General features: G+C 37.0%; 17 protein-coding genes. 7 read left to right on the top strand and 10 right to left on the bottom strand.

All coding sequences use genetic code 11. The features are described 5' to 3' along the window. The first annotated feature begins 145 nt into the window (after positions 1 to 145). A complete protein-coding gene (locus tag AXY_RS09985; RefSeq protein ID WP_015010692.1) occupies positions 146 to 1,315 on the top strand; it encodes a nucleotide sugar dehydrogenase in 1,170 nt (389 codons plus the stop codon). A gap of 691 nt (positions 1,316 to 2,006) precedes the next feature. Here AXY_RS09985 and AXY_RS09980 read toward each other — a convergent pair. Together AXY_RS09980 and AXY_RS09975 are read right to left on the bottom strand one after the other, a co-directional pair. Beyond that, positions 2,007 to 2,246, bottom strand: a complete 240-nt coding sequence (locus AXY_RS09980; RefSeq protein ID WP_015010691.1) for a hypothetical protein — start codon at positions 2,244 to 2,246, stop codon at positions 2,007 to 2,009. A gap of 132 nt (positions 2,247 to 2,378) precedes the next feature. Continuing rightward, positions 2,379 to 2,966 (bottom strand): nuclease-related domain-containing protein, encoded by a 588-nt coding sequence (locus AXY_RS09975; RefSeq protein ID WP_015010690.1) that lies wholly within the window; start codon positions 2,964 to 2,966, stop codon positions 2,379 to 2,381. Positions 2,967 to 3,172: 206 nt separating this feature from the next. Here AXY_RS09975 and AXY_RS12640 point away from each other — a divergent pair, with 206 nt between their 5' ends. Next, positions 3,173 to 3,319 carry a YjcZ family sporulation protein gene (locus tag AXY_RS12640; protein WP_015010689.1) on the top strand — a complete coding sequence of 49 codons (147 nt, stop codon included), beginning with the start codon at positions 3,173 to 3,175 and terminating at the stop codon, positions 3,317 to 3,319. A 114-nt stretch (positions 3,320 to 3,433) separates the two neighbouring features. Here AXY_RS12640 and AXY_RS09970 read toward each other — a convergent pair whose 3' ends face one another. The 3 genes from AXY_RS09970 to AXY_RS09960 all read right to left on the bottom strand — a co-directional run bounded on the left by AXY_RS09970 (position 3,434) and on the right by AXY_RS09960 (position 7,487). Beyond that, positions 3,434 to 5,212, bottom strand: a complete 1,779-nt coding sequence (locus AXY_RS09970) for an ABC transporter ATP-binding protein (RefSeq protein WP_015010688.1) — start codon at positions 5,210 to 5,212, stop codon at positions 3,434 to 3,436. Continuing rightward, complete coding sequence (locus AXY_RS09965) at positions 5,205 to 6,932, bottom strand: ABC transporter ATP-binding protein (protein WP_041450356.1); 1,728 nt, start codon at positions 6,930 to 6,932, stop codon at positions 5,205 to 5,207. Before AXY_RS09965 ends, AXY_RS09970 begins: the two co-directional genes overlap by 8 nt. A 90-nt stretch (positions 6,933 to 7,022) precedes the next feature. Continuing rightward, a complete protein-coding gene (locus AXY_RS09960; RefSeq protein WP_015010686.1) occupies positions 7,023 to 7,487 on the bottom strand; it encodes a competence protein ComK in 465 nt (154 codons plus the stop codon). A gap of 232 nt (positions 7,488 to 7,719) precedes the next feature. Here AXY_RS09960 and AXY_RS09955 point away from each other — a divergent pair, with 232 nt between their 5' ends. The 3 genes from AXY_RS09955 to AXY_RS09945 all read left to right on the top strand — a co-directional run bounded on the left by AXY_RS09955 (position 7,720) and on the right by AXY_RS09945 (position 11,627). Continuing rightward, on the top strand, positions 7,720 to 8,691 hold the full coding sequence (locus AXY_RS09955; RefSeq protein WP_015010685.1) for a DUF2628 domain-containing protein: 972 nt from the start codon (positions 7,720 to 7,722) through the stop codon (positions 8,689 to 8,691). A gap of 117 nt (positions 8,692 to 8,808) precedes the next feature. Next, a complete protein-coding gene (locus tag AXY_RS09950; protein ID WP_015010684.1) occupies positions 8,809 to 9,792 on the top strand; it encodes an aldo/keto reductase in 984 nt (327 codons plus the stop codon). Positions 9,793 to 9,905: 113 nt separating this feature from the next. Further along, on the top strand, positions 9,906 to 11,627 hold the full coding sequence (locus AXY_RS09945; protein WP_051007536.1) for a methyl-accepting chemotaxis protein: 1,722 nt from the start codon (positions 9,906 to 9,908) through the stop codon (positions 11,625 to 11,627). 1,114 nt (positions 11,628 to 12,741) lie between these two features. Here the strand turns inward: AXY_RS09945 and AXY_RS09940 are convergent. From AXY_RS09940 to AXY_RS09920, 5 genes are all read right to left on the bottom strand, one after another. Then, entirely contained in the window at positions 12,742 to 14,106 is a 1,365-nt protein-coding gene (locus AXY_RS09940) for an MATE family efflux transporter (protein WP_015010682.1), read from the bottom strand. A gap of 134 nt (positions 14,107 to 14,240) precedes the next feature. Next, the gene (locus AXY_RS09935) at positions 14,241 to 15,155 is read right to left on the bottom strand and encodes an alpha/beta hydrolase (protein WP_015010681.1); all 915 of its coding nucleotides are present in this window, start codon (positions 15,153 to 15,155) and stop codon (positions 14,241 to 14,243) included. Between the two features lie 162 nt (positions 15,156 to 15,317). Beyond that, a complete protein-coding gene (locus tag AXY_RS09930; protein ID WP_015010680.1) occupies positions 15,318 to 17,105 on the bottom strand; it encodes an ABC transporter substrate-binding protein in 1,788 nt (595 codons plus the stop codon). Between the two features lie 17 nt (positions 17,106 to 17,122). Beyond that, positions 17,123 to 18,610 (bottom strand): ABC transporter permease, encoded by a 1,488-nt coding sequence (locus AXY_RS09925; RefSeq protein ID WP_015010679.1) that lies wholly within the window; start codon positions 18,608 to 18,610, stop codon positions 17,123 to 17,125. Positions 18,611 to 18,625: 15 nt separating this feature from the next. Next, positions 18,626 to 20,032: an ABC transporter permease gene (locus AXY_RS09920; RefSeq protein WP_231841343.1), complete on the bottom strand. Its 1,407-nt coding sequence runs from the start codon at positions 20,030 to 20,032 to the stop codon at positions 18,626 to 18,628. Positions 20,033 to 20,151: 119 nt separating this feature from the next. On the opposite strand from AXY_RS09920, the gene AXY_RS09915 reads away from it, so the two are divergent. Together AXY_RS09915 and AXY_RS09910 are read left to right on the top strand one after the other, a co-directional pair. After that, the gene (locus tag AXY_RS09915) at positions 20,152 to 21,861 is read left to right on the top strand and encodes an ABC transporter ATP-binding protein (protein ID WP_015010677.1); all 1,710 of its coding nucleotides are present in this window, start codon (positions 20,152 to 20,154) and stop codon (positions 21,859 to 21,861) included. A gap of 227 nt (positions 21,862 to 22,088) precedes the next feature. Continuing rightward, positions 22,089 to 25,214: a glycoside hydrolase family 2 TIM barrel-domain containing protein gene (locus AXY_RS09910; protein WP_015010676.1), complete on the top strand. Its 3,126-nt coding sequence runs from the start codon at positions 22,089 to 22,091 to the stop codon at positions 25,212 to 25,214. Positions 25,215 to 25,373: the final 159 nt, after the last annotated feature.

Genomic DNA, 25,373 nt, shown 5'->3' with positions numbered 1-25,373 from the left:
ACTTTTTAATAAAGATAAAATAGAGAAATTTTACAAATATAATTGTGAAACGATGAGCATATGATATAATGAAATAGGTAGAAATAATCATGTCGAGTTTTGTTAACTCGGGGAAAAGTCATAAAATAATAAAAGAGGTGTAAAAATGAAGATTGCAGTAGCAGGTACAGGTTATGTTGGGCTGTCAATCGCGGTTCTTTTGGCCCAGAAGCATGAAGTGTATGCGTTAGACGTGATTGAGGAGAAGGTGGACTTAATTAATCGAAGAATCTCACCAATTGGTGATGAGGACATTGAGCGATTTTTTGCGGAGAAGGAATTAAACTTAACTGCGACATTATCTCCAGAAGAAGCATATCAAGGTGCTAAATATGTCGTCATCTCAACACCAACAGATTATGATGAAGAGAAGAACTTTTTTGATACAAGCAGTGTTGAGCAGGTGATTGAGGATGTACTAAGGATTAATCCCGATGCGACAATGCTGATTAAGTCTACTGTTCCCGTAGGCTATACGCTGAAAATGAGAGAAAAGTATCAAACTGATAAACTTGTATTTTCACCAGAATTTTTACGAGAAGGAAAGGCTCTATACGATAATCTTTACCCATCTCGAATTGTTATGGGAGAGGATTCAGAACGTGCGCGAGAGCTTGCTAGTTTACTAGCTGAAGGTGCAATTAAGGAAGATATTGATATTTTGTATACTGACTCAACAGAAGCGGAAGCGATCAAACTTTTTGCTAATACATACCTTGGACTCCGCGTTGCATTCTTTAACGAGTTAGATACTTATGCTGAACTAAAAGGCCTTGATACAAGACAGATTATCGAAGGGGTTGGACTTGACCCGCGAATTGGAAGCCATTATAATAACCCTTCGTTTGGCTTTGGCGGTTATTGTTTACCAAAAGATACAAAACAACTTCTAGCAAACTATGAAGGTGTACCTAACGATATTATCAGAGCAATCGTGACATCAAACCAGACACGCAAGGAACATATCGCTCAGTCGATTCTGAAGAGAAAGCCTAAGGTGATGGGAGTTTATCGCTTAACAATGAAATCTGGGTCAGATAATTTCAGAGCATCATCGATTCAAGACGTGATTCAATTGGTTCAAGCTGAAGGTGTCGAAGTTGTCGTTTATGAACCCGTTCTAAAAGATGAAGAAACTTATCACGGTCTCCGCGTGATTAATGATCTTGGTCAATTCAAGCAAACTTCTGACTTGATCGTCGCAAACCGAATGAACGACGAGCTAAATGACGTGCTTGATAAAGTATATACAAGAGATCTGTATCACCGAGATTAAAGATTTTAATAGACAATGAGTGCGTACTTGACTCATTGTCTTTTTTTATGAAAAATTCACCTGTGGAAGTATGAAGATAATCTAAAATTGTTAAATTCTTATTCAATTCCCGAATCCTATCTTACAAAGTAGCGGATTCGCATCCAATCGGAAATTTCGCACTCAATCGAAATAATTCGCACTCAATCAAAACATTTCGCACACCTTAGTAGTGCGAACGCACCCAAATTAGGAAATTCGCACCCAATCCAAATAATTCGCACCCAAACTAGAAAATTCGCACTCAATCGAAAAATTTCGCACACTTTAGTAGTGCGAACGCACTCAATTTAGGAATTTCGCACCCAATTCAAATAATTCGCACTCAAACTAGAAAATTCGCACTCAATCGAAAAATTTCGCACACCTTAGTAGTGCGAACGCACTCAATTTAGGAATTTCGCACTCAATCGGAAAAATTCGCACACCTTAGTAGTGCGAACGCACCCAAATTAGGGAATTCGCACTCAATCTGGAAATTTCGCACACCTTAGTAGTGCGAACGCACCCAAATTAGGAAATTCGCACTCAATCTGAAAAATTCGCACACCTTAGTAGTGCGAACGCACCCAAATTAGGAAATTCGCACCCAATCCAAATAATTCGCACGATCAAATAAAAAACACCTCTACTCTCTAAATAGTAGCAAGTGTTATTCTTTGTTTCTTCTTTCGCGAAGTTTTCTTTCGACTTCGTGGGTCGGGATGAAATATGCGTTTATCATTTGTGTAATAAAGAGTGTGCCGTTGATTCTTTCTGTTTTATGAAAGTGTTTTGTAGGCATGACTAAGTAATAGTGGCTTAATGGGCTATAAAGTAGCGCGACTTCTTCTTTAAATTGATCATCATGATATCTGGCTAGTTCAATTAGGTTGCAATCTTGTGTGATCAAATGTTCAAACCCCCTATTGGTTTATGACTGATAAGAATGAAAAATTAGAAAAGGGAATAATAATAAACTCATCCGGACTGTACCTTACATTAATATTAATTGTATTTTATTAACAGTAGTATAACTTATTTCCTATTGTAATGCATGAAGCTTTTCAACCATTTCAGCAATGATTGTTTTCGCGATTTTCGGTGTTTTATGAAAATGAATGGATTCGATAACTTGATTGTCATTTACCAAAGTGAAATCATTGAGTAGCTTAGGTTCTACCTCTAGTTTTGTAGAGTTTGAGTAAGCAATAATGGGAATTATATACTTTGGTTTAATGTTTAACTCTTTTGAGAATTCTGGTATTTTAGTCTCTAGTAATTTCAGAGGATTATTGATATTTCTTTGTTTATTCTTATGATTTAATGTCCAAGTTTGGTCACTTCTTGTTCCACTTAATACACCTGTAAAATGATACCTTTGAATGATAAATACTCCGTATGTTGATAGCACAATGTGATCAATTTTCAGATCCGAGCTTTTAAAATTCACATTAGAAATAAGTCGGTATGTATCATTATCTAATTGTTTAAGTCTTTCAATTAATTCTGCACCTTTTTGATTCTTTCTATAATTAATCAGCGTTGTGCTGAGTATCGCAATGATGAAAATCGTGACTAATCCGGCAGGACTAAAAATATATAAGTCACTTAAATTAAAATTTGCTAACATTGGTCGATTCCTCCTAGTACCTTTTACTTATCATAACACGAAAATACCCTTTAAGTACCTGAATATATTAATCAATTATTCTCTTTTTTTTATATACAGTAAAATTTTTTTTAAAAAAAGTCACTGCAAATATAGGATATTGTCCCTTCCATCTGTGTGTCTGTTACATATACTAATTTTGAAATGATGAAAAGGAGGTTTTTATCTTGGGTAATCAAGGCGTACCATCAGGATGTGGAACTCCAGCTCCAGGCCCTTCTACAGGAGGTTTTGGTGCAGGTTTTGCTCTACTGATTGTTTTATTTATTTTGTTAATCATTATTGGTGCTTCATTCGGTGGCTATGGCTACTAAGCTAATTTAATTAGTAAAAAAAATTAAGAAGGTCCTCATAATCTAGTCTTTTCCCTTAAAAGTTAGGTATTAAACCTAATAAAAAGGAACGACTAGAGAGAGGACCTTTTTAAATTAGCTTGCGTTTTCTTGAAAATATCCATTATAAAGCTCGTGATAAAATCCTTTTAGTTTAAGTAGTGAATTGTGTGTGCCGTCTTCAATAATTTTGCCATCCTTCATTACAAAAATCCGATCAGCATTTTGAATCGTATTTAGTCTGTGGGCAATGACGATGCTTGTTCGGCCTTTCATTAATGTGTTGAGAGCATCTTGAATTTTTATTTCCGTTACTGTATCAATACTACTTGTTGCTTCATCTAGTATTAAAATCTTTGGATCTGCAAGGAGTGCTCGAGCGATTGAGATTAATTGTTTTTGTCCTTGGCTAATGCCGCCACCTTCTTGGCTTAGCTTTGTGTCGTAACCATTAGGTAACTTAATAATAAAGCTATCTGCATTTGCTAATTTAGCTGCTTCAATAATTTCCTCATCAGTTGCATCGAGTCTACCATATCGAATATTGTCCTTGATCGTTCCATTAAATAAATATGGATCCTGTAAAACAAAACCAATATTTTCTCTTAATGTTTGTCGTGTTGTTTTGGTAATATCATAGCCATCGATTGTGATCGTGCCAGCGTCGGGATCATAAAATCGACTAAGTAAATTAATAATCGTCGTTTTCCCTGCACCTGTTGGCCCGACTAATGCGATCGTCTCACCAGGATTAGCGCTTAATGAGACATCGTTTAGCGTCTCATCATTGTCGTAAGAAAAAGTCACGCGATCAAAACGAATGGCTCCTTTAATTTCTGACCACACTTCACCATCTTCAGTTTCTTCTTCATTCGGAAGGTCTAAAATTTCAAAAACACGTACTGCACCAGCAATAGCCGAAAGTAAGCTATTAAATTGGTTTGCTAAATTACGAAGCGGTCTAGTAAACTGACGTGAATATTGAGTAAAGGTTACAATAACACCAATTGATACAATTTGATTAATGGCCAAGACCCCACCAATAAAGGCAATAAGCGCAAAGCTAATATTGTTCAAACCGTTCATCAGCTTTGGAATAAAGCCAGAATACGCTTGAGCGTAATAACCGGAATCTCTTAATTGACGATTTTTCACTTCAAAGTCTGCAATTGCTTTTTCCTCTTGAGAAAAAATCTTTACAACACTTTGCCCAGATATAATCTCTTCAATGTACCCATTAATTTCACCTAGATCTTCTTGCTGTTGTTTAAAAAATTGTCTCGTTCTGTTGGTGATCCACTTCATCCCAAAATAGAGCATCGGTACGATCGTTAATGTGACTAACGTTAATAGCGGGCTTAAGTAAAGCATAAAAACTAACGTACCAATTAGTGATAGTACACTAGCGAATAACTGGATGACTGAGTTATTAAGCATCTCACTAACTGTTTCGAGATCGTTTGTGATCCGACTCATAATATCGCCTTGTTGACTATTATCAAAGAATTGAATCGGCAGTTTGTGGAGCTTATTAAACAACTGTTCTCGAATTCTGTAAATCGCCTTTTGTGCGACACCTACCATGAGAAAGTGCTGAAACCAATTGGCAAATGCCGTCGTTAAATAGACAACTGCTAGTAAAATGATCAAGCGAATTAATCCAGGTGGATCGATTTGAAGCAGATAGTGATCAATTGCATACCCGAGTAAATATGGTGCAACTAAACTTAATATTGTACTTGTTAAAACGAGTAATAATACAAATCCAATCAACCATTTAGCTGAAGACAAATAGCTCCAAATTCGCTTCATCGTCATCCAGGTACTCTCGACGGATACTTTTTCAGTCTGATCAAAGCGTCTATGTTTAGCCATTTATCTTCACCTCCTCGATATACTGTGATTGATAGATTTGCTGATAAAGCGGGCTTGTTTTTAGTAATGTATCATGATCACCAGATGCAACAATTTCGCCATCTTCTAAAAGTATGATTTGATCGGCACCAAGTAATGTCGTAATTTTTTGCGTAATAATAAATGTAGTACAAGATAATTCTTTAATGGCTTGTAGGAGCTTACTTTCTGTCTGTAAATCTAGTGCACTCGTACTATCATCTAATAGTAAAATTTCTGGTTTTCTCACAAGTGCTCGAGCGATGGAGATCCGTTGCTTTTGACCACCAGAAAAATTCACACCCCGTTGACCGATCACAGACTGATACTGGTCTGGTTGGCGCATAATTGTGTCATGAATTTGGGCTGCTTTTGCCGCTTCAATAATCTCTTCTGAAGTTGCATCAGGCTTACCCCAGCGAATATTTTCGATGACGGTTCCTGAAAATAAGCGTGATTCTTGCGGCACATAGCCAATTTTACTGCGTAGCTCTTTAAGCTTAAGTAAATGAAGCGGTTGGCCATGGATCAAAATTTCACCATCACTAGGATCATAGAGGCGCGGGATTAATTGAAATAAACTCGATTTCCCTGATCCTGTTGCACCAATCACTGCAATCGTGTCACCTTTATTTACCTGCAAGTTAATATCGTTTAACACATTAGTCGATGTATTTGGATAAGCAAATGAAACGTTTTTAAACTCAATTTGTGGCTCGTTCGATGGAGTAAACAATTGCTCGTCACCATCAACTAGATCAATTTCCGCAGTTAAAATATCATTGATCCGATCTTTAGATGCAAAAGCTCTTGAAAAACTAAGAAGAATAAAGGTTAACATCGAGATTGAATGCATCGTGTGTGTCGCATAATTAATGATGGCAACAACCTCACCAACACTAACTGCTTGATTTATAATTTGAATTTGTCCGAACCATAGAATAAATAAAATACTTAGATTCATAATGACAGTAATCATTGGACCACTTATTTGCATAAAGCGCATCGTGTGCATCGTTAAATCACGAAACGACATGCTTGCTTGTTTGAAGTTTTCTTCCTCGTGATCGCTACGGAGAAAAGCTTTGATTAGTCTGATCGCAGTTAAATTTTCACGCATAACATTGTTGACGCGATCAAGTCTCCTTTGAACACGACGAAATAGAACGATTCCCTTGTGAGACATCCAAACGACAAAAAGAACAAGTATCGGCATTGTAAGTAGTAAAATAACTGACAGTTTCCAATTGACTGTCACAGCTAAAATAATACTACCAACAATTCTTAGTGGTGCTCGACTGCCAACACGTAGCAGACGGTGAACGATATTTTGAAGCTGACTGACATCGTTGGTCAGACGTGTGATTAATGAAGAAGTTGGGAACTGATTAAAATTTTTAAAGGAAAAAGCTTGAACCTTAGTAAAAGTAGCCTGTCTTAAATCATAGCCAAAGCCTTGGCTAACTCGGGCGCTGTAGTAGGAATTAATAATTCCAGCAGCAAAACTAACGCCAGCAAGTGCAATTAAAATCACACCCCAATATGAGATGAGTCCTAAATTATTCCTCCTAATCCCTTCATCTATAATTCTAGCAATAATTAAGGGTGAAGCAAGTTCAACACTTAACTCAACGAGCATCAGTGTGAAAGCAATAATAATTGGTAAAAGATATGGAGAAAGAAAAGAAAATGCTTTTTTCATCATAAAGAAACCCCTTTCATTTCATTATTATACTTGAATTCAAGTCAAAGCTTAAATGAAGTGATTGGGGTTTCAATTAAATGTAATGATTTAGTCTCGTCTAAAAATGAGTAGGTACTTATATAAATGCGCACATAGGCGATCAACTTGGTGCTTCGACATTAAAATATGTAAGCTTTTATTATTTTTGTAATAGATTGTCGAGCCTTTGTTATTGTGCTTGATGTCAATGATGTTTTTAGTTATGACCCAAATGCAGTTTTCATCTAGCGGTGAGAGTGTAGCGAAGGCATATATGCCTCGATAAGGATCAATTGCAATTGGTGGATTATAGTGAATTCCTAAAAGTTGTTTCGCTGCATTTACACGGCCGGTATAGGTTGAACCATTCTGAATACAAGCTTGATCAATAATTTTCAAACTACGTTGCATCGTATATCGAGTTTGGTAAATCTCCTCAATTTCAGTAACCGCATTATATTTTCTTGCTGCTCGAATATACAGAGTATCTTCAGTAATTTGATAAGTTGATGACCTAAAATCGAATTTGTTCACCTCCCTTCATCAAAGACTAGAAGCAAATAGTCCATATCCCCTCCATTTCTGTCAAAAACTACTTATTCATTAGATATTATAGCATATTTTTATAAAATATCTAGTATTTTCTAACTATTTTACAAAATTAAACTCTATGCTATTCTTGCAGTGAAAAATCTAATTCGATGGTCATTCTGATGTGAAATATGCTATAGTCAAATCACATGTAAAAAGACGGGGAGGAACGTAAATGTATTGTCATAATTGTGGAAAAGAAACTGATCCTCAGGCAAGATTCTGTCCATCATGTGGAGAAAACCTTCAGACAACTCATGTTAATCACTCAGTGAGGAGAGAAGACATCAGTCAGCCGATTGATGAAAATTACCAAGCAAATGAGTGGGTCGAGACTGAAAAATCTGCTGAAGATCAGGCGTTAGCTGATTTTGTTGGTTATCATTATCATTATTATAAAGATAAGTGGCAGATGCATGAACAACCTGAAAAAGCGATTAGCTGGAACTGGGCTGCTTTTTTCTTAGGAATCTTTTGGCTTGGTTATCGGAAAATGTATCAACCAATAATAATTATCCTTGGCATCTATCTTGCATTTGATTTTCTAGAAATCGTTACTAATTATCATCCAGCTGCGTCAATGTTGGTAAAAGTCGTACCATATGCTGCGTTTGCTTTGCTTGGTATGTATGGAAATGCATTATATTATCGACATGCACGAAAACAAATCAATAAAATATTGCCTTATGATCCTGATCATCAATTACTTAGTCGTAAAGGCGGCACATCAGGTAAAGGGGTCTTCGCTGCAACTGGGCTTCTAGCCGTTTATGGTCTGATTATTTTCTTTTTATTATTAAATGCTTATAGCGGAACGATTATATTTGGTACAACTGAAACAAGTAACGGAGTAGGAAATATTAAAAGTAATTTTGATGTGACAGAAGAGATTTATTATGAAGTTGATTTTGGCGAGAAAGCTAATACGACATACGTTGATGTAATCGTATTTTATGTTGATGGTTCGAGAGAGTTAATCTATGCCGAATTCCAAGAAACTATTTCACCAGATTGGACTGGATTTTATAACTATTTATATGATCCATACTATGATTATTTAGAGCCGGGTAAATATATTGTACGGGTCTATCGCGATGGTCAACTGCTAAGTGAAGGTGAGTTTGGGGTTAGGGGTTCGTTATTTTAAAATAAGCAACAGCTAAACAATAGTTTTTAAGGTTTAGCTGTTGCTTTTTCTCATGTTAAAATAGATGATATGTAGTAAAATTAATTTAATTAATTATAGAAAAGAGGGAGTTATGCGATGAAGTACAATCTTTTAGGTAAGACAGGTTTTAAAGTAAGTGAATTGAGCTTTGGTACATGGGGAATCGGAGGAGACTGGGGGAAAACGGATGATCAAGAATCATTACGAGCTCTAGAAGTTGCCATTGATCGTGGTGTTAATTTCTTTGATACTGCTGATGTTTATGGTGGGGGTCATAGTGAAGAGCTATTGGCTAAAGCAACTAAAGGAAAAGAAGACAAGATCTATATTGCATCTAAATTCTGTCGAATGGGTGACATTCACGATCCGGAAAACTATTCTGAAAAGTCAGTAACAAATTATCTAGAAAATACATTAAGACGAATTGAACGCGATACACTTGATCTTTATCAAATTCACTGTCCACCATTTGAAATTTTAAAAGATGGTAGTGTATTTGAAGTTTTAGATAAATTAAAAGAACAAGGTAAGATTCGTCATTATGGTGTGAGTGTTGAAACTGTTGAAGAAGGATTGTTCTGTTTAGAAAATGAAAACGTAAGCGCATTACAAGTCATCTTAAATATGATGCGCCAAAAACCACTTGAAACGCTAATTCCAAAAGCACTTGAGAAAAATGTCGGTATAATTGCACGTGTTCCACTAGCAAGTGGATTGTTAACGGGTAAATTTACGGTTGATCATCAATTTGAATCAAATGATCATCGTAATTTCAATAAAGATGGCGATGCATTTAACGTTGGTGAAACATTTGGTGGAATTGAGTTCACTAAAGGTGTTCAATTAAGTAATGAATTAAAGTGGATTGCTGAAGGTCGTGAAACAATGGCTAAAGCAGCACTCAAATGGTTGTTACAGCAAGCTGGCGTTTCAACTGTTATTCCTGGCTTTAAGAATACTCATCAAGTTGAAGAAAACCTTGGTGCAGTTGATGTACTTCCATTTACAGATGAGGAAATGGAGCGAATTGCTAAATTTTATCAAGAAGAGGTTCACGAATATATTCGTGGTGTCTATTAGGAGTAAAGTCATAAAATAGTTGGTATCCAGTACTTTAGCTAAAGATAACAAAAAAATAGCCGATAATACCTATTGTGATATATGGAATTAATATAGATAGATGGGGTGCAGCAATGAAGAAACTTAGATTTAAGTTTGGCAGATTGAAAATGGGTAATTTTAAGCGATTAGGTACTCGAATGCTACTCGGATTTGGCATCGTGATTGTACTCGTGATTGGATTGGGTTTATCCAATATGCTTTGGATGAATCAAATTAACAAAAGTACCGAAGAAATGGTCGAAACTGAACTAAATTTATTAATGATCAGTAATGAATTAACAACTGATATGCATGAGCGAACAAACTATATTCGTGCTTATGCAGCTTCAGGAAATACAGATTATCAGGATCTGTTCATTGAAAAAAGAATTTCAATTCAAGTAGCTGAACAAGATGCACTTGATAGTACTGACGCTGAAGAGTGGGTAGCAGCGATTGAACGTAAGCAGGATTGGGAAGATCTAGCGGATGATTTTTTCCAATTGTTTGACAATGGTCAGAAAGAAGAAGCGTTAACATTATTAGAGACGCAAATGATGCCAGTTGGTATGTCGGTTATAAATCAATTCGATGATATTGCGGAACAACAAGAAAGATCGATCGTTGCATTATCTGATGAAGTCATTAGTGCAGGAACATCAACGTTAGCGACAAGCTTCTTTGTATCTATTTTTGCGATTGTTATCGGAATTGCAACAGCAGTTGTGACAACTCGCTTAGTTTCTGTACCAATTAAAAGATTAACAAATCAAATGCTTTCAATTGCTTCAGGTGACTTGACTACGGAAATTGATGAAACTGTACGTCGTGATGAGATTGGTCAGTTAACAGAAGCGACACGTCAAATGTCTAATAATATGCAAAACTTATTATTAGAGATTCAAAATGTATCAAATACGGTAACAGAATATAGTGATTCATTAATGGAAACAACAAATGATGTATCAGAAGGTGCAGAGCAGATCTCTAGCACAATGCAGGAGTTAGCTTCTGGATCAGAGACACAAGCATCTCATGCATCAAGTTTATCATCAGGTATGAGTGATTTTGTTGCAACAGTTTCATCTGCACAGCAAAAAGGCGAAACAGTTGCGAAAGAATCTGAGACAACACAGAAGTTAACAGTAAGCGGCTCTAGCTTAATGGAAAAATCAGTTGATCAGATGAGAACAATTGATTCAATCGTTACTGAGTCAGTAGAGAAGATTATTCACTTAAATAATCAATCGAAAGAAATTTCTAATATTGTATCCGTGATTAGAGATATTTCTGAACAAACGAACTTACTTGCATTGAATGCTTCGATTGAAGCGGCACGTGCTGGTGAACATGGTCGAGGCTTTGCGGTTGTTGCTGAGGAAGTTAGAAAGCTAGCAGAGCAAGTTGGCGATTCAATTCAAAGCATTACAGAGATTGTATCTGGCATTCAATCAGATTCTGAAAGTGTTAAAGATTCATTAGAAAATAGTTATGAGCAAGTTCAAGAGGGAATGGGTAACATTGAACATACCAGTGAGACATTCCGTAAAATTGATGAGTCGATTGCACAGATGGTTACTGACATTAGAGGTATAACTGGTGAGTTAACGACTATTTTATCTACAAGTCAGAATCTATCAGCATCAGTTGAAGAGATTGCTTCAATCTCAGAGGAGTCAGCTGCAGGAGTTGAGGAAACATCCGCTTCAGCAGAAGAGGTTTCTAGTTCTATGGAGGAAATTTCAACAAATTCAGTTGATTTAAGAAACTTAGCTAACGAGTTAAATAATTTACTAGGCCAATTTAAGCTCTAATTGCTTAAGATTAATAGCCGTAGTTAAGACAAAACTAGTATCAATCATTCATAACACAGCTGTATTTGCGTTATCTCGTAAATACAGCTGTTTTTGTTTTTTCTTAAAATATTTGAAGGACAACCTAGCGTGGAAATACACTCAAGTTTTGCGGAATACACACAAGTTTTCGAAAATACACACAAGTTCCGCGGAATGCACACAAGTTTTCGAAAATACACACAAGTTCCGCGAAATGCACACAAGTTTTCGAAAATACACACAAGTTCCGCGAAATGCACACAAGTTTTCGAAAATACACACAAGTTCCGCGAAATGCACACAAGTTTTCGAGAATACACACAAGTTCCGCGAAATGCACACAAGTTTTCGAAAATACACACAAGTTCCGCGAAATGCACACAAGTTTTCGAAAATACACACAAGTTCTGCGAAATGCACACAAGTTTTCGAGAATACACACAAGTTCTGTGAAATGCACACAAGTTTTCGAAAATACACACAAGTTCCGCGAAATGCACACAAGTTTTCGAGAATACACACAAGTTCTGCGAAATACACACAAGTTTTCGAAAATACACACAAGTTCTGTGAAATGCACACAAGTTTTCGAGAATACACACAAGTTTTCGAGAATACACACAAGTTCCGCGAAATGCACACAAGTTTTCGAAAATACACACAAGTTCCGCGAAATGCACACAAGTTTTCGAAAATACACACAAGTTCCGCGAAATGCACACAAGTTTTCGAGAATACACACAAGTTCTGCGAAATGCACACAAGTTTTCGAGAATATACACAAGTTCCGCGAAATGCACACAAGTTTTCGAGAATACACACAAGTTCTGCGAAATGCACACAAGTTTTCGAAAATACACACAAGTTCTGCGAAATGCACACAAGTTCCGCGAAATGCACACAAGTTCTGTGAAATGCACACAAGTTTTCTAAAATACACACAAGTTCCGCAAAATACACTCAACTCTATCTATTAAAACAGACTAACGTAGTGATCGTTATTTAGATTAAAAAAATTAAAAGCCGTTGAGATTTTACATTGAGTAAAAATCCAACGGCTTCTTTATTTAAGAGGTTAATCGTTTTCTTATTGTTAGCTTGCTCGTTCGACGACGGCTTTACCCATCCAGCGTTTACTGCGCCAACGTGTCCACATAATTATCGCTCTAATCCATTCGTCTGTTAGCATTGCAAGCCAGATTCCTGGTAGGCCTAGGTTCATTGTTATACCGAGGAAGTATGCGAGTGGTACACAGACGCCCCACATAACAATGATGCCAATGATAACAGGGAAGCGTGCGTCTCCAGCTGCTCTTAAGGCACTAATAATGACTAAATTCGATGTTCGACCAGGTTCTAAGACTAATCCGATAATTAAAATAATCACACCGAGTGAGATAATATCTGGATCTTGTGTGAAAATCTTAAATACTTGATTACCAGAGATTGCGAGAATTGATCCAATTGTTAAAGCAACAGTTAAGGCGATTCGAACGCCGATATACATATTACGATAAGCTTCCTTCTCTTTACCTGCACCAACAAGCTGACCAATATAGATTTGCATCCCTTTGGAAATTGACATTGAGAATACAGTCATTAATGACATCAGGTTTTGAGCGTATACTCTAGTTGCGAGTGCAGTTGCACCTAAGCTAGTAATAAAGATTGTAATGACGATTTGACTAATATTATACGATAGCTGTTCACCAGCTGCAGGTACACCGATTCCAAGAATCTTATACAAATACGTTTTATCAAATGTAAAGAATGTTTTAATTGATAGTTTAATCGGTAATCTTTTCATTAAAATAAAGAACAAGATAAACATTCCAGCAAAACGGATCCCTGCTGTTGACATAGCAACTCCCGCTACACCCAGTTTTGGAAATCCTAGTGAACCAAAGATGAAGACATAGTTAAAGAATACATTTGAAATATTCATAACGATAACGATTTTCATGACGTCTTTTGTGTAGCCCATTGCTTGGAGGATAGCAGAGATCGTTAACACCATCGCTTGTGCAACCAAGGCACTACCGACGTAAATTAAATACGTATTGGCATATCCAAAAAGCTCAGGTTCTAAATCAAATAGATTAATAAATTTCGTCTTATAGCTAAGGACAATAGCCGTAATCAACATTCCAAAGATTAAGTTTGTCACTAAGGCGTGTGCAATTGTTTTTTGCACGCCCTTAGGATTGTTAGCGCCTACATATTGGCTAACAACAACTGCAGATCCCATCGCTGTAAAATTAAATAAGACAAAGGTAAACATCATGATTTGATTGACAACACCTATTGCTGCAACTGCTCCATCTGAGATAAAGCTAAGCATAAATGTGTCCGAAAAACGCATAAAAGTATGTAGAAAAGACTCAATGAAAATTGGCCACGTAATTAAGAAGAGTTGCTTACGTGGAGATAAGACGTTCGTGTTAGTTAAGCGTTCCATAAGTTGATCACCATATTTCTATTTTTAGATACATGGGATATTATAACACTAATAAAATAAAAGTCTTATATTTTGTTTCGATTTTCGTAATAAATTAAATAGACTTATTTAATCAGATGAAAACGATGTCTAAATTAAATTTTTTCATTAAGCCATGTTAATAAGTTCTCGAAAACTTGTTGACGATTTGTTTCGAAAAACATTTCATGTCGCCCATCTTGATAGAGGTGTAAGTCAACTGACACAACGCCATGTGATAAATAGCTTTTTCTAACTTTATCAACACCTTTACTGAAGCTACCGACTGGATCGGCTGAGCCACTAATTAAAAGGATAGGTACTGAACGGTTAACCTTAGTCATTTCCGCACGCTGATGAATTTTATCAAGACCATAAAGTAAGTCATAGTAAAACTGTGTTGTTGAAATAAAACCACAGTGTGGATCATTAAAATAAGCATTTACTGCTTGTTGATCGCGTGAAAGCCAGCTTTCTGATGTAGGCAGACCCTTTTGATATTGGCCAAAGCTAAGCTGATTCATTAGTGGACTTTCTGCTCTTGCACCGAGTCTTCTGATTTCAAACTTGGCAAGCATCAGGCCAAGCTTACCGATTAGCCCTTTACTTGCGGAGGTTCCTGATAAAATCACGCCATTACAAATATGAGGCTGGTGCTGAATGAGTCGTCTGACTAAAAATGATCCCATACTATGACCGAGAATAAAGAATGGAAGATTCGGATGATCTTGCTTAATTTTCTCGCTGATCTCATATAGGTCTGAAACTGCACGTTCAAAGCCATTTGCCTCAGCGAAAAATCCCATAATCCCCATACGTTCCCCCGTTTGACCGTGACCTCTATGATCGTTAGCGTACACAATGATTCCATTTGCTGCGAGATAGGTTGCAAGTTCCTTATAGCGTCCACTATGTTCAGCCATACCATGAGCAAGCTGAAGGACTGCTCTAGGCTTCGTGTGAGGGTCAATCCACTTTCTTAAAAACACTGCCTGTCCATCTGATTGTGTGAACCAACTTGTTTCCATCATAAAGTTACACTCCGTTCTTTTAGGAAATTTTTTATAATTCTGAATTTATTATATCACGCTCATTGAACGAACTAAAATCAACTTAGCTCACTCATACAGATAATAAAAAAACCGAACCCTTAAGCAATAGTATCTTAAAGGTTCGGTAAATTTTCCCGTTATTTATTTTGCTTGCTCAAGTAATTCTTTAACTTTATCTGCGTCTGCTTCAAGTTTTAAGCCTGTGTTAACGAGTGGGCTAACTGTTGAAATCGCAGGTAGCTTATTACCTTGATAGAATGAAATGAATTCATCTTGGTTAACAGAGTAAAGAATTGCCTGACGTAATGCTTTATTATTTGAAACTTCTCGGCCATCCATATTAAAGCTCAAGTAAGCAACTGAGTTACTTTCATTTTGTTGTAATGTTAAGCTTTCATCTTCATGAACAATATCGTAACGGTTTTCTGCAACACCATTATAAACATGGATTTCGTTATTTCTTAATGCAGAAAGTGCTGTTTCTGAGTCTTGGATGAATTTAACGATCACTTCAGTAATTTTAGGCTCATAGTCAGTACCTGGCATGTATGCTGGGTTCTTAACAAAACGAGCTTGATAATCGTTCTTAGAAATCATGATATATGGTCCACTAGCATAAAGTGTGTTCTCATGATCGCTATCTTCTGCAACTGTTCGTTGGTCACCATAAGCTATATCTGTATTCACATCATAGCTATCTACATCAAATGTGTTGATGCTTTCGACTTGTTCCTTAGATACAATTCCTGCTGATTGGTGGGCAAGATAGTTCAACACCTGTGGGAAAGGATTATGTGTTGTAACTTTGACTACTTGATAAATACCCGCATCATTATCAACAGTTGTTTTGTCAGTTGTTAATGTGTTAATCGGTGTTGTAAGGTTAGCTTCAAGTGCTTCTTTTACTGTCACACCTTCATTTGTGACTGCCTCTAATTCATTTAAGTCAGCAACAATTTCAACTGTGTCGATACTTTCATGTAAGCTGTATGTTCTATGATCTGGAACAGAATTGCGGTCTTTTGCTCTGTCGAGTGAGAATTTGACATCTTCTGCACCAACACGAATGCCAGTATCTACAGCTGTATCACTTTCAACTGCTGCAAAATTAATATCATCACGTAAAACAAAGTAATAATCTTGGTTACCTTCTGCGATCACGTGGTTTAATGATAGTGAGCCATCTGAGACCACTTGATCATCGTCTGTTAAGTTGACTAAGCGTACATACATATTTGTATTTAATGTGTTAATTGAACCATCATTTCCTTTAATCGGATCGAGTGATGTTAGATCACCAAGTGCTTGATGGACAAGTAATGGTTCTTTATCGCGTAATGACTGGTCATTAAAATCGTACATTTCCCATACAGCCGCTCTCGATTTAGGTAAGCGGACGGTTGATTCATTAATAATCTCGTGATTAACTGCTTGTGCTTTGTATGAAATGTAAAGTGGTACGATATAGGCGTTATCAAAGACAACGTGTTGTTCTAATTCTTGATACGTTTGTTGATATTCTTCAGGTAATTGTGTAGCAGCTAATTCAACTAAACGATCAGCTTCATCATCAGCAAAAAGTGTATTATCACCATCTGATTTGAATAATGAACGGACAGCGTAATCTGGGTTACCGGTTACTGTTGTCCAGTTGTTAACAGCAAGATCGTAATTACCAGCTTCTTTTTGCGTTGTAAAGCTACCTCGATCTGGCTGAATATTAAGCTCAACGTTAAAGCCATTGTTTGTTAATTGATCGCGAAGAATATTCATATCATCTTCACTTGTACTCATGCCTAAGATCTCAATTGTCGGCCTTTCTGAATCTTGTTGACTACTCGAATCGCCCTCAATATCAGATTCTGTATTGACACAACCTGCAAATAAAAGGCTTACGATGAGTAATAATGCAAAACTTAACTTCTTCATTTTGTTTCCCCCTAAGATTAATTTAATTTTGGATCTAATGCATCGCGTAAACCGTCACCTAAAAAGTTGAAGGCTAACACGAGTAATATAATGGCAAGCCCTGGGAAAATTGCTAAATAGGGCTCTGTTTCTAAATAACTACTTCCAATTCTAAGAACATTTCCCCATTCGGGAATGTGTGGCTCAACGCCTAAGCCTAAGAAGCTTAAGCTGCTTGTAGCAATGACGGCACTACCAATTGTTAATGTTGCCCGTACAATCATTGGCGCAAAGGCATTTGGAATGGCATGTTTTAATAAAATGACCCAATCAGACTCACCAAGTGCTTTTGCTGCTTCGATATAGTCCAATTTTGCTACGATCATAATATTTGCTCGCATTGTACGTGCGTATGTCGGGATTGAACCAATACTTAATGCAATGATTAAGTTGATTGTATTTGATCCAAAAGCAGCGATAATCGCAATGGCTAGTAAAATCCCTGGTATTGCATAGAGAACATCGAGCACACGCATAATCGATTGATCAATGCTATGGCTGTAGTATCCGGCTAAAGCGCCCAATATACCACCAATGACGAGTGGAATGAGCGTTGTGATTAATCCAACGACAAGTGAAATTCTTGCACCAAAAACAATCCGTGAAAAAACATCACGTCCGAAGTTATCCGTTCCAAATGGAAAAACTAAGCTCGGTTCAACGAGAAGATTGTTATAGTCATTGACCGTTGCAAACCTCGTCACAAACGTACCGTAACTTGTAATTGCAATTGATAGAACAAAGACAACAAACAACAGACCTGTCATCGCAGTAAAATTGCGAATTAATTTCACCCAGAAGAACTGCCACTTATCGATATCGGCTTGATCTCGGGATGAATGCTTAAGCCATAAGCTATAACCAAGGATAAAACGAAAGACATTACCTGTGATGCTTGTGACAAATAGCAATAGTGCTAGCCACCTACCAGCAGGTTTGATTTTTATTGCTGGATCAGCTTTTCTAACCAGTAAATAAATTACGATAAAAGAATCAAAAATTAGTAGACCAATGAGTATAGCTAATGAAACAAGAAACGTATTTGATACATACGGTTTAAATAAATTTAATAGTGTAACACCAATGATTAGAAAATCAGTAATTAACATATAATACGCAAATGTATAATCAACGTCTCGCTCTGATTTTAGTAAACGAAAGCTAAATGTTGCAGTAAAAATATTTCCAATAAGAAGCGAAAGTATTTGGAAGATTGCTAATTTTCTTGTCATTCGTTTAACGGAACCAGTTGTTAAGAGATCACGTCGTAAGCTCATATTAATGACGAGCTGGTAGAAGCTTACGATTAGATAAAGTAACGCGATAATTACGAATCCTAAACGCCAATCACCAGTGCTTGATTTGAAGCTATTTAATCCAAATAGCAGACTTAATCCAAGTGATACGACAAAAGCAAAAGTACCATGTTTATAAATTTCAGATTGTTTTAATGCAACTTGATTCAATTCGCGCCACCTCCTTTATGAACTCTCTTTTAATTGGGAGCGAATTCGTGGATTTAAGACTGCGTATAATAAGTCGACGATGAGGTTAACGAGTGAAATCGTCATGGCAACATAGACGACTCCTGCTAAAATGGCAGGAATATCAGGGATAAATTGCTTATCAACAATATAACTGCCAAGCCCTCTAATATTAAAAACTTGCTCTGTTACCGCAGCTCCACCAAGCATTGCACCAAATTGTAGTCCGATAACTGTTAAAATCGGAATCCATGCATTACGTAAGCCGTGACGGAAGAAAACTTCTCGACCAGACAATCCCTTTGCTTTAGCAGTCATCATATAATCCTCGTGGATCACCTCAAGCATTGATGCACGAGTCATCCGTGCAATTGCTGCAGCTAATCCAGTACCGAGTACGACCACAGGCATGATTAATGACAGTGGGTTATTCGGCGAATAGGTGGCTGGAAGTAAGTTACCACGGATTGAAAAGGTTAGGATAAAAATTAAACCTTGCCAAAAGCTTGGAATTGATAAGCCGATTAACGCTAGAAACATAAAACTATAATCCCAAAACGAATTCATTTTAGCTGCTGAGATCATGCCAATTGGAATCGCAACTACAACAGCTAAGAGCAGTGATGAGATTGCAAGTGTCAGTGTTACTGGTAAACGATTTGAAATACTTGAGATGATAACCTCATTTCCTGTATACGATAACCCTAAATCAAACGTTAAAAAGCCTTTTATCGCACGACCAAGCTGGACAATATATGGTTGATCAAGTCCATAGCGGAAATTAAATTCGATTCGTTGCTCCATCGTTGCCGCTTCACCTAGTATATTTGCCGCAGCATCTGAAGGTGAAATATAAAGAATTGTAAACACGATCACAATGACAGAGATCATGACAAAGAACGTTAAGACGACCCGTTCAAAGATAAAGCGGATAAAAGCATTTTGATAAATTAAACATAAGCTATAAAGAATAAGTCCAGGTACAATCGTTAATCCAATAAATTTTTTATTAAGTAGTAGTGAATTGAAATATGTTAAATAATTGATTTGTTCGATTCCGGACTCAGCGAGTGCTTCTGTTGCAAGTTTTTCAACTTTCTCGTTAGCTTGTTGAATAACGAATGATGTTCGTTTCGCCGGATTAATTTTTCTATTAAAGTAGGCTTGTTTACGATCGTATTGTTGGTAATACGCTTGAAGCCAGTTTTGATAGTCATCAGTTTGTTTTAACTGTTGAATTTTTTCTTTAAATAAAGATTGATAGTTTGTTGATTTTTTTCTAGATAAAAATAAAATCACTACGATGAGATGTAATGGTGCACCGATAAGCCATTGGAACCACTTGAGTAAGCGATGCCGTTGGATTGTCATAAACCCTTTAGTTAACCTGTTTTCGACTGACAACTGGCTTACACCTCCTTTATACTTGATAATTCCTATTAGTTTAGTATACAATAACGTAAATTAGATTATAGAAACTTTATGACGTAATGTCAAATTATAAAACTACTGGGGCGTTGATTATGAAAAACCTATTAACTGTAAAAAAATTATCTGTCGCTTTTGAATCGAGTCAGCATTATTTAAATGCGATTAAGAACATATCTTTTTCAGTGAAAAAGGGTGAGACATTGGGCATTGTTGGCGAATCAGGCTCTGGAAAGAGTGTGACCGCAAAAGCAATTATGCAACTCCTACCTTCACAGTCTGCCCGGATTACTTCTGGATTAATCGAATATGAAGGAAAACCAATTTCAACATATAATGAAAAAGAAATGGAACTAATTCGCGGTAGAGAAGTGAGTATGATTTTTCAAGATCCGATGAGTTCATTTAATCCGACAATTAAAATTGGTAAGCAAATTGACGAGATGAGCATAAAGCATCGCGGTCTATCACCACAAAAGGCAAAGCAAGAAACGTTAAATATGCTTGAGCTTGTTGGAATCTCACATCCACAAGAGCGTTATCATCAATATCCACATGAATTTTCAGGTGGTATGCTACAACGTGCGATGATTGCGATGGCGTTAATCTGTAGACCGAAATTATTAATTGCTGATGAACCAACTACTGCACTTGATGTTCGAATTCAAGCACAAATCTTACAACTAATGAAAAAGCTCCAAGAAAAATTTTCTATGAGTATTATATTAATTACGCATGATTTTGGTGTTGTTGCTGGAATGTGTGATCGTGTTGTAGTCATGAAGGATGGCGAGATCGTTGAGGAAAATGATACATTGTCAATTTTTAATCAACCTCAGCATCCATATACGAAGCGTTTGTTAGATGCGTTACCAAGAATAGATCAGAAGAAAACAACCCATTTTCCGAAGCATTTTAATCAAGCGAAAACAATTGTTGATGCACAGCAGCTTGAAAAAGTTTTTCATTTAAAGCTTGGGGGTTCAGTCCGTGCAGTCGATCAAGTTAGTTTCTCAATTCGCCAAGGAGAAACGCTTGGCTTAGTCGGAGAATCAGGCTCTGGAAAATCAACAACTGGTCGTTTGCTACTGCAATTACAAAAGGCAACAGATGGTGAAGTATTATTTGAAGGGATGGGGATTCATCAATTTAATCGAAAAGAATTAAAGGTTCTTCGTCGTGATGTTCAGATTATTTTTCAAGATCCTCAAGCCTCACTAAATCCACGAATGAAGGTGCTTGATATTATTGGTCAACCACTTGATATCCATAAGCTTTATCGGACTAAAAAGGAACGTCGTGAGCGGGTAGAGGAGTTGCTCGAGCTAGTTGGTCTTGATAAAAGTCATGCGAATCGATATCCACATGAGTTTTCTGGTGGACAGAAGCAACGGATTGGGATTGCACGCGCATTAGCCGTAAAGCCAAAATTTATCGTTTGTGATGAACCGTTATCTGCTTTAGATGTATCGATTCAGGCGCAGATTGTTGAATTACTTCAAGACTTACAGCAAAAACTCGGCTTAACCTATTTATTTATCGCGCATGATTTAGCGATGGTAAAGCATATTTGTGATCGAGTGGCGGTCATGTACAATGGTAAAATTATCGAGGTAGCTGAGAGTGAGGAATTATATTCAAATCCGATTCATCCCTATACTAAGTCGCTACTTGAAGCGGTGCCTGTACCTGATCCGACAATTGAAGCAGAAAAAATTCGTAATCACAATATAAAATTACAACAGTACACCTTTGAGAAAAATCAGCTAGTTGAAAAAAGACCAAATCACTGGGTGCTTGTTTAACGAAATTAATAAAAGTCTATTAGATAAAAAATGTTGTTCAAATGTAGATATACGTTTGAATAACATTTTTTTGATTATGGAGTAAATATTTTAAAACTTATAAAAAGTGGGGTGCATGACTAATTTTTTCTATCTTTCTCTAATATTATGTTATTTGTAATTTAAATTAATTAACAAAAGGTTTATAATAGATTTATAAACAATTCAGTAGAGGAGTGTCAGCTAAAGTGATCAGTAAATTGGAGAAATTTAAGTACAGTCCACCTAAGAATGGCTATCCAGAGTGGAATAATAATCCTGATATTTTTCAGTTGAACCGCAGGCCAGCTCGTGCAACGGCGATGCCTTATGACACGATCGAGCAAGCGATGAAGCTGGAACGTACAGCGTCACCGTTTTATCAATCGTTAAATGGCGAGTGGCAGTTTGCATTTGCTGAGAGACCGAGCGAACGAATCAAGGATTTTTACAAGTTAGATTTCAATTCTAGTGAATGGGATTCAATAAAAGTACCGAGTCACTGGCAGCTAGAGGGCTATGACTATCCACAATATACGAATGTCGTCTATCCATGGGTTGAAAAAGATCAGATCAAACCACCATTTGCCCCGACAAATTATAATCCAGTCGGTCAATATGTTCGAACATTTTCTGTGCCTGAGAATTGGGCTGATCGACCTGTTTACTTGCACTTTGCTGGTGTAGAATCAGCTTTTTACGTTTGGGTTAATGGTGATTTAGTTGGTTACAGTGAAGATACATTTACCGCAGCTGAATTTGATATTACACCATATTTAGTAGAGGGCGAAAATAAATTAGCGGTAGAAGTATATCGGTGGTGTGATGCGAGTTGGTTAGAGGATCAAGATTTTTGGCGTTTGAGTGGGATCTTCCGTGATGTGTATTTAGCTTCACCAGCTCAAACACATATCGATGACTTTTTTGTTAAAACTGATTTAGATCTTGATTATCGTGATGCGTTATTAACTGTTGATGTTAGAATACGTGATTATTTTAATCTGGCACCTGCAGTTGAATTGCAGGCGATGTTGTATGACCGAGATCAACAACCAGTATTTGACCAAGCCGTTACTGAGCAAATTAAGTTTTCAGAGCAAGAGGATACTGAAGTAACGCTATTTAAGGCAGTAGAGAATCCTTATAAATGGTCAGCGGAATCTCCTTACCTTTATACGCTTGTGTTAAGCTTAGTTGATCAAGATGGAAAGCTAATCGAGACTGTTAGCTGTCGAGTCGGCTTTAGAGTATTCGAGCTCAAGGATGGGCTGATGAAAATAAATGGCGAGCGGATTGTCTTTAAAGGGGTTAATCGTCACGAGTTTACAGCAGAGAAGGGTCGCGCTGTAGATCGCGAGGATATGATTAAAGATATCGAGCTCATGAAACGATTTAATATTAACGCTGTTAGAACATCGCACTATCCGAATCATCCACTTTGGTATGACTTATGCGATGAGTATGGTCTTTACGTCATAGATGAAAATAATTTAGAGACGCATGGACTGTGGCGCTATGGTCAGAAAGAATTAGAAGAGACTGTGCCTGGAAGCCGTCCAGAATGGCGAGAGAATGTATTAGATCGTTGTAACTCTATGTTCCAAAGAGATAAAAATCACCCATCAATTTTACTTTGGTCACTTGGAAATGAGTCATTTGGTGGCGATAACTTCTTAGATATGCATGACTTTTTTGCAGAAAATGATCCTGGTCGTCTCGTTCATTATGAAGGTGTCACGCATTATCGACATTCTGAGCGAGCATCAGATGTTGAAAGTACAATGTATGTTAAACCTGATCACGTTCGTTACTATGCGGAAACTGCTGATGAAAATTCAAAACCTTATCTTCTGTGTGAATTTAGTCACGCGATGGGTAACTCACTAGGGAATTTTTATAAATATACTGATTTATTTGATCAATATCCTATTTTACAGGGTGGCTTTATTTGGGATTGGAAGGATCAATCACTGATGCATAAGACTGAAGATGGCACTCCGTTTCTTGCTTATGGTGGGGACTTCGGTGAGTCACCACATGATGGGAATTTCTCCGGTGATGGAATTATTTTTGGTGACGGGACAATCTCACCAAAACTTTATGAAGTCAAACGCTGCTATCAAAATGTCGACTTCCGAGCAATTGATTTAGCGCTCGGTCAGATTGAATTGAAAAATAAATTTTTATTTACTGACTTAGCGGATTATCAACTAGTCTGGAAAATTGAGCGAAATGGTGAAGAGATTGAATCTGGATTAACTGAAGTTGAGCTTGCCCCAGGTGAAACAAAGATAATCACACTCGATTATAGCCTGCCAACGAATGGACAACGAGATGATGAGTATATTTTAACAGCTAGCTTTGTTGAAAAGATGGAAAGGTTATGGTGTGTACCGGGCCATGAAATTGCCTTTGAGCAATTTATTTTACCGGTAAAAATTGAGCAGATGAAAGAACAACAAGTTCAACCAAAACCAATGAAGGTTAATGAAAAAGATCAGCAAGTAATCTTATCTGGTGAGAATTTTACAGTTGGCTTTGATCGTGGATCAGGACTACTAGTCTCTTATCAAATAGATGGACAGGAATTAATTAAACAGGCACCTCGTCCTCATTTCTGGCGCGCAATGACAGATAATGATCGCGGGAATAAGTTAGATAAGCGAAGTAAGATCTGGAAGAATGGAGAAAAGTCACGTCAGTTGCTTCAGTTTGATTATCAAGCGACAGATAGTTATGTTGAAATTATGACTGAATTTGTCTACGATGCGATTCATTATACACGAGTTAGACTTGATTATAAGGTCTATTCATCCGGTGAAGTAGAAGTTGCATATGCACTAATGCCGGGACAGGGATTGCCGGAGATTCCAGCGATTGGACTTATGCTTCAAATGGAGGATCAATTTGATCGACTTAGCTGGTATGGCAAAGGACCACATGAGTCATACCTTGATAGGCAAAAGGGTGCGAAGATTGGCCGTTATCAAGGTCAAGTCGCTGATCAGCTTGTACCGTACTTAAAGCCACAAGAGTCTGGGAATAAGGTCGGCGTAAGAACGGCAAAACTGATGAATAATGCTGGAACAGGTATCATGATAAATGGTAAGCCGACATTTGAACTGAGTGTATTACCGTACACAGATGAACAACTTGAACAGGCTAGCCATCATTATAAATTACCTAAGCCAGATCATACAGTTGTTAAAATCAACTTAACACAAATGGGTATTGCTGGTGATGATACATGGGGCGCACGAACACATCCCGAGTTCACACTATACGCTGAACAAAATTACCACTACCGCTTCAGCTTAAAAGGATTAAAAAATTAAGTTATTTTTGTGTTAAATAGCGACACAAATCGAAAACGGTTCAATGTCATTTTAGATGATTTTGAACCGTTTTTTTAATAATTAGCATACTGAAAAACTAGTGAAAGCCAAGCGTTACCTGGCATTAAGCAAAGTAATAAGTAATAGTTAAAAAAATAC

The organism is Amphibacillus xylanus NBRC 15112 (assembly GCF_000307165.1).
Classification (GTDB): domain Bacteria; phylum Bacillota; class Bacilli; order Bacillales; family Amphibacillaceae; genus Amphibacillus; species Amphibacillus xylanus.
This window is presented reverse-complemented; position numbering and strand designations above follow the sequence as displayed.

What these genes read in the sequence shown, in the direction of transcription:
- AXY_RS09985 (WP_015010692.1), top strand. Translation starts at nt 146, where the DNA reads ATGAAGATTGCAGTAGCAGGTACAGGTTATGTTGGGCTGTCAATCGCG.
- AXY_RS09975 (WP_015010690.1), bottom strand. Translation starts at nt 2,966, where the DNA reads ATGTTAGCAAATTTTAATTTAAGTGACTTATATATTTTTAGTCCTGCC.
- AXY_RS09970 (WP_015010688.1), bottom strand. Translation starts at nt 5,212, where the DNA reads ATGGCTAAACATAGACGCTTTGATCAGACTGAAAAAGTATCCGTCGAG.
- AXY_RS09965 (WP_041450356.1), bottom strand. Translation starts at nt 6,932, where the DNA reads ATGAAAAAAGCATTTTCTTTTCTTTCTCCATATCTTTTACCAATTATT.
- AXY_RS09955 (WP_015010685.1), top strand. Translation starts at nt 7,720, where the DNA reads ATGTATTGTCATAATTGTGGAAAAGAAACTGATCCTCAGGCAAGATTC.
- AXY_RS09950 (WP_015010684.1), top strand. Translation starts at nt 8,809, where the DNA reads ATGAAGTACAATCTTTTAGGTAAGACAGGTTTTAAAGTAAGTGAATTG.
- AXY_RS09945 (WP_051007536.1), top strand. Translation starts at nt 9,906, where the DNA reads ATGAAGAAACTTAGATTTAAGTTTGGCAGATTGAAAATGGGTAATTTT.
- AXY_RS09940 (WP_015010682.1), bottom strand. Translation starts at nt 14,106, where the DNA reads ATGGAACGCTTAACTAACACGAACGTCTTATCTCCACGTAAGCAACTC.
- AXY_RS09935 (WP_015010681.1), bottom strand. Translation starts at nt 15,155, where the DNA reads ATGATGGAAACAAGTTGGTTCACACAATCAGATGGACAGGCAGTGTTT.
- AXY_RS09930 (WP_015010680.1), bottom strand. Translation starts at nt 17,105, where the DNA reads ATGAAGAAGTTAAGTTTTGCATTATTACTCATCGTAAGCCTTTTATTT.
- AXY_RS09915 (WP_015010677.1), top strand. Translation starts at nt 20,152, where the DNA reads ATGAAAAACCTATTAACTGTAAAAAAATTATCTGTCGCTTTTGAATCG.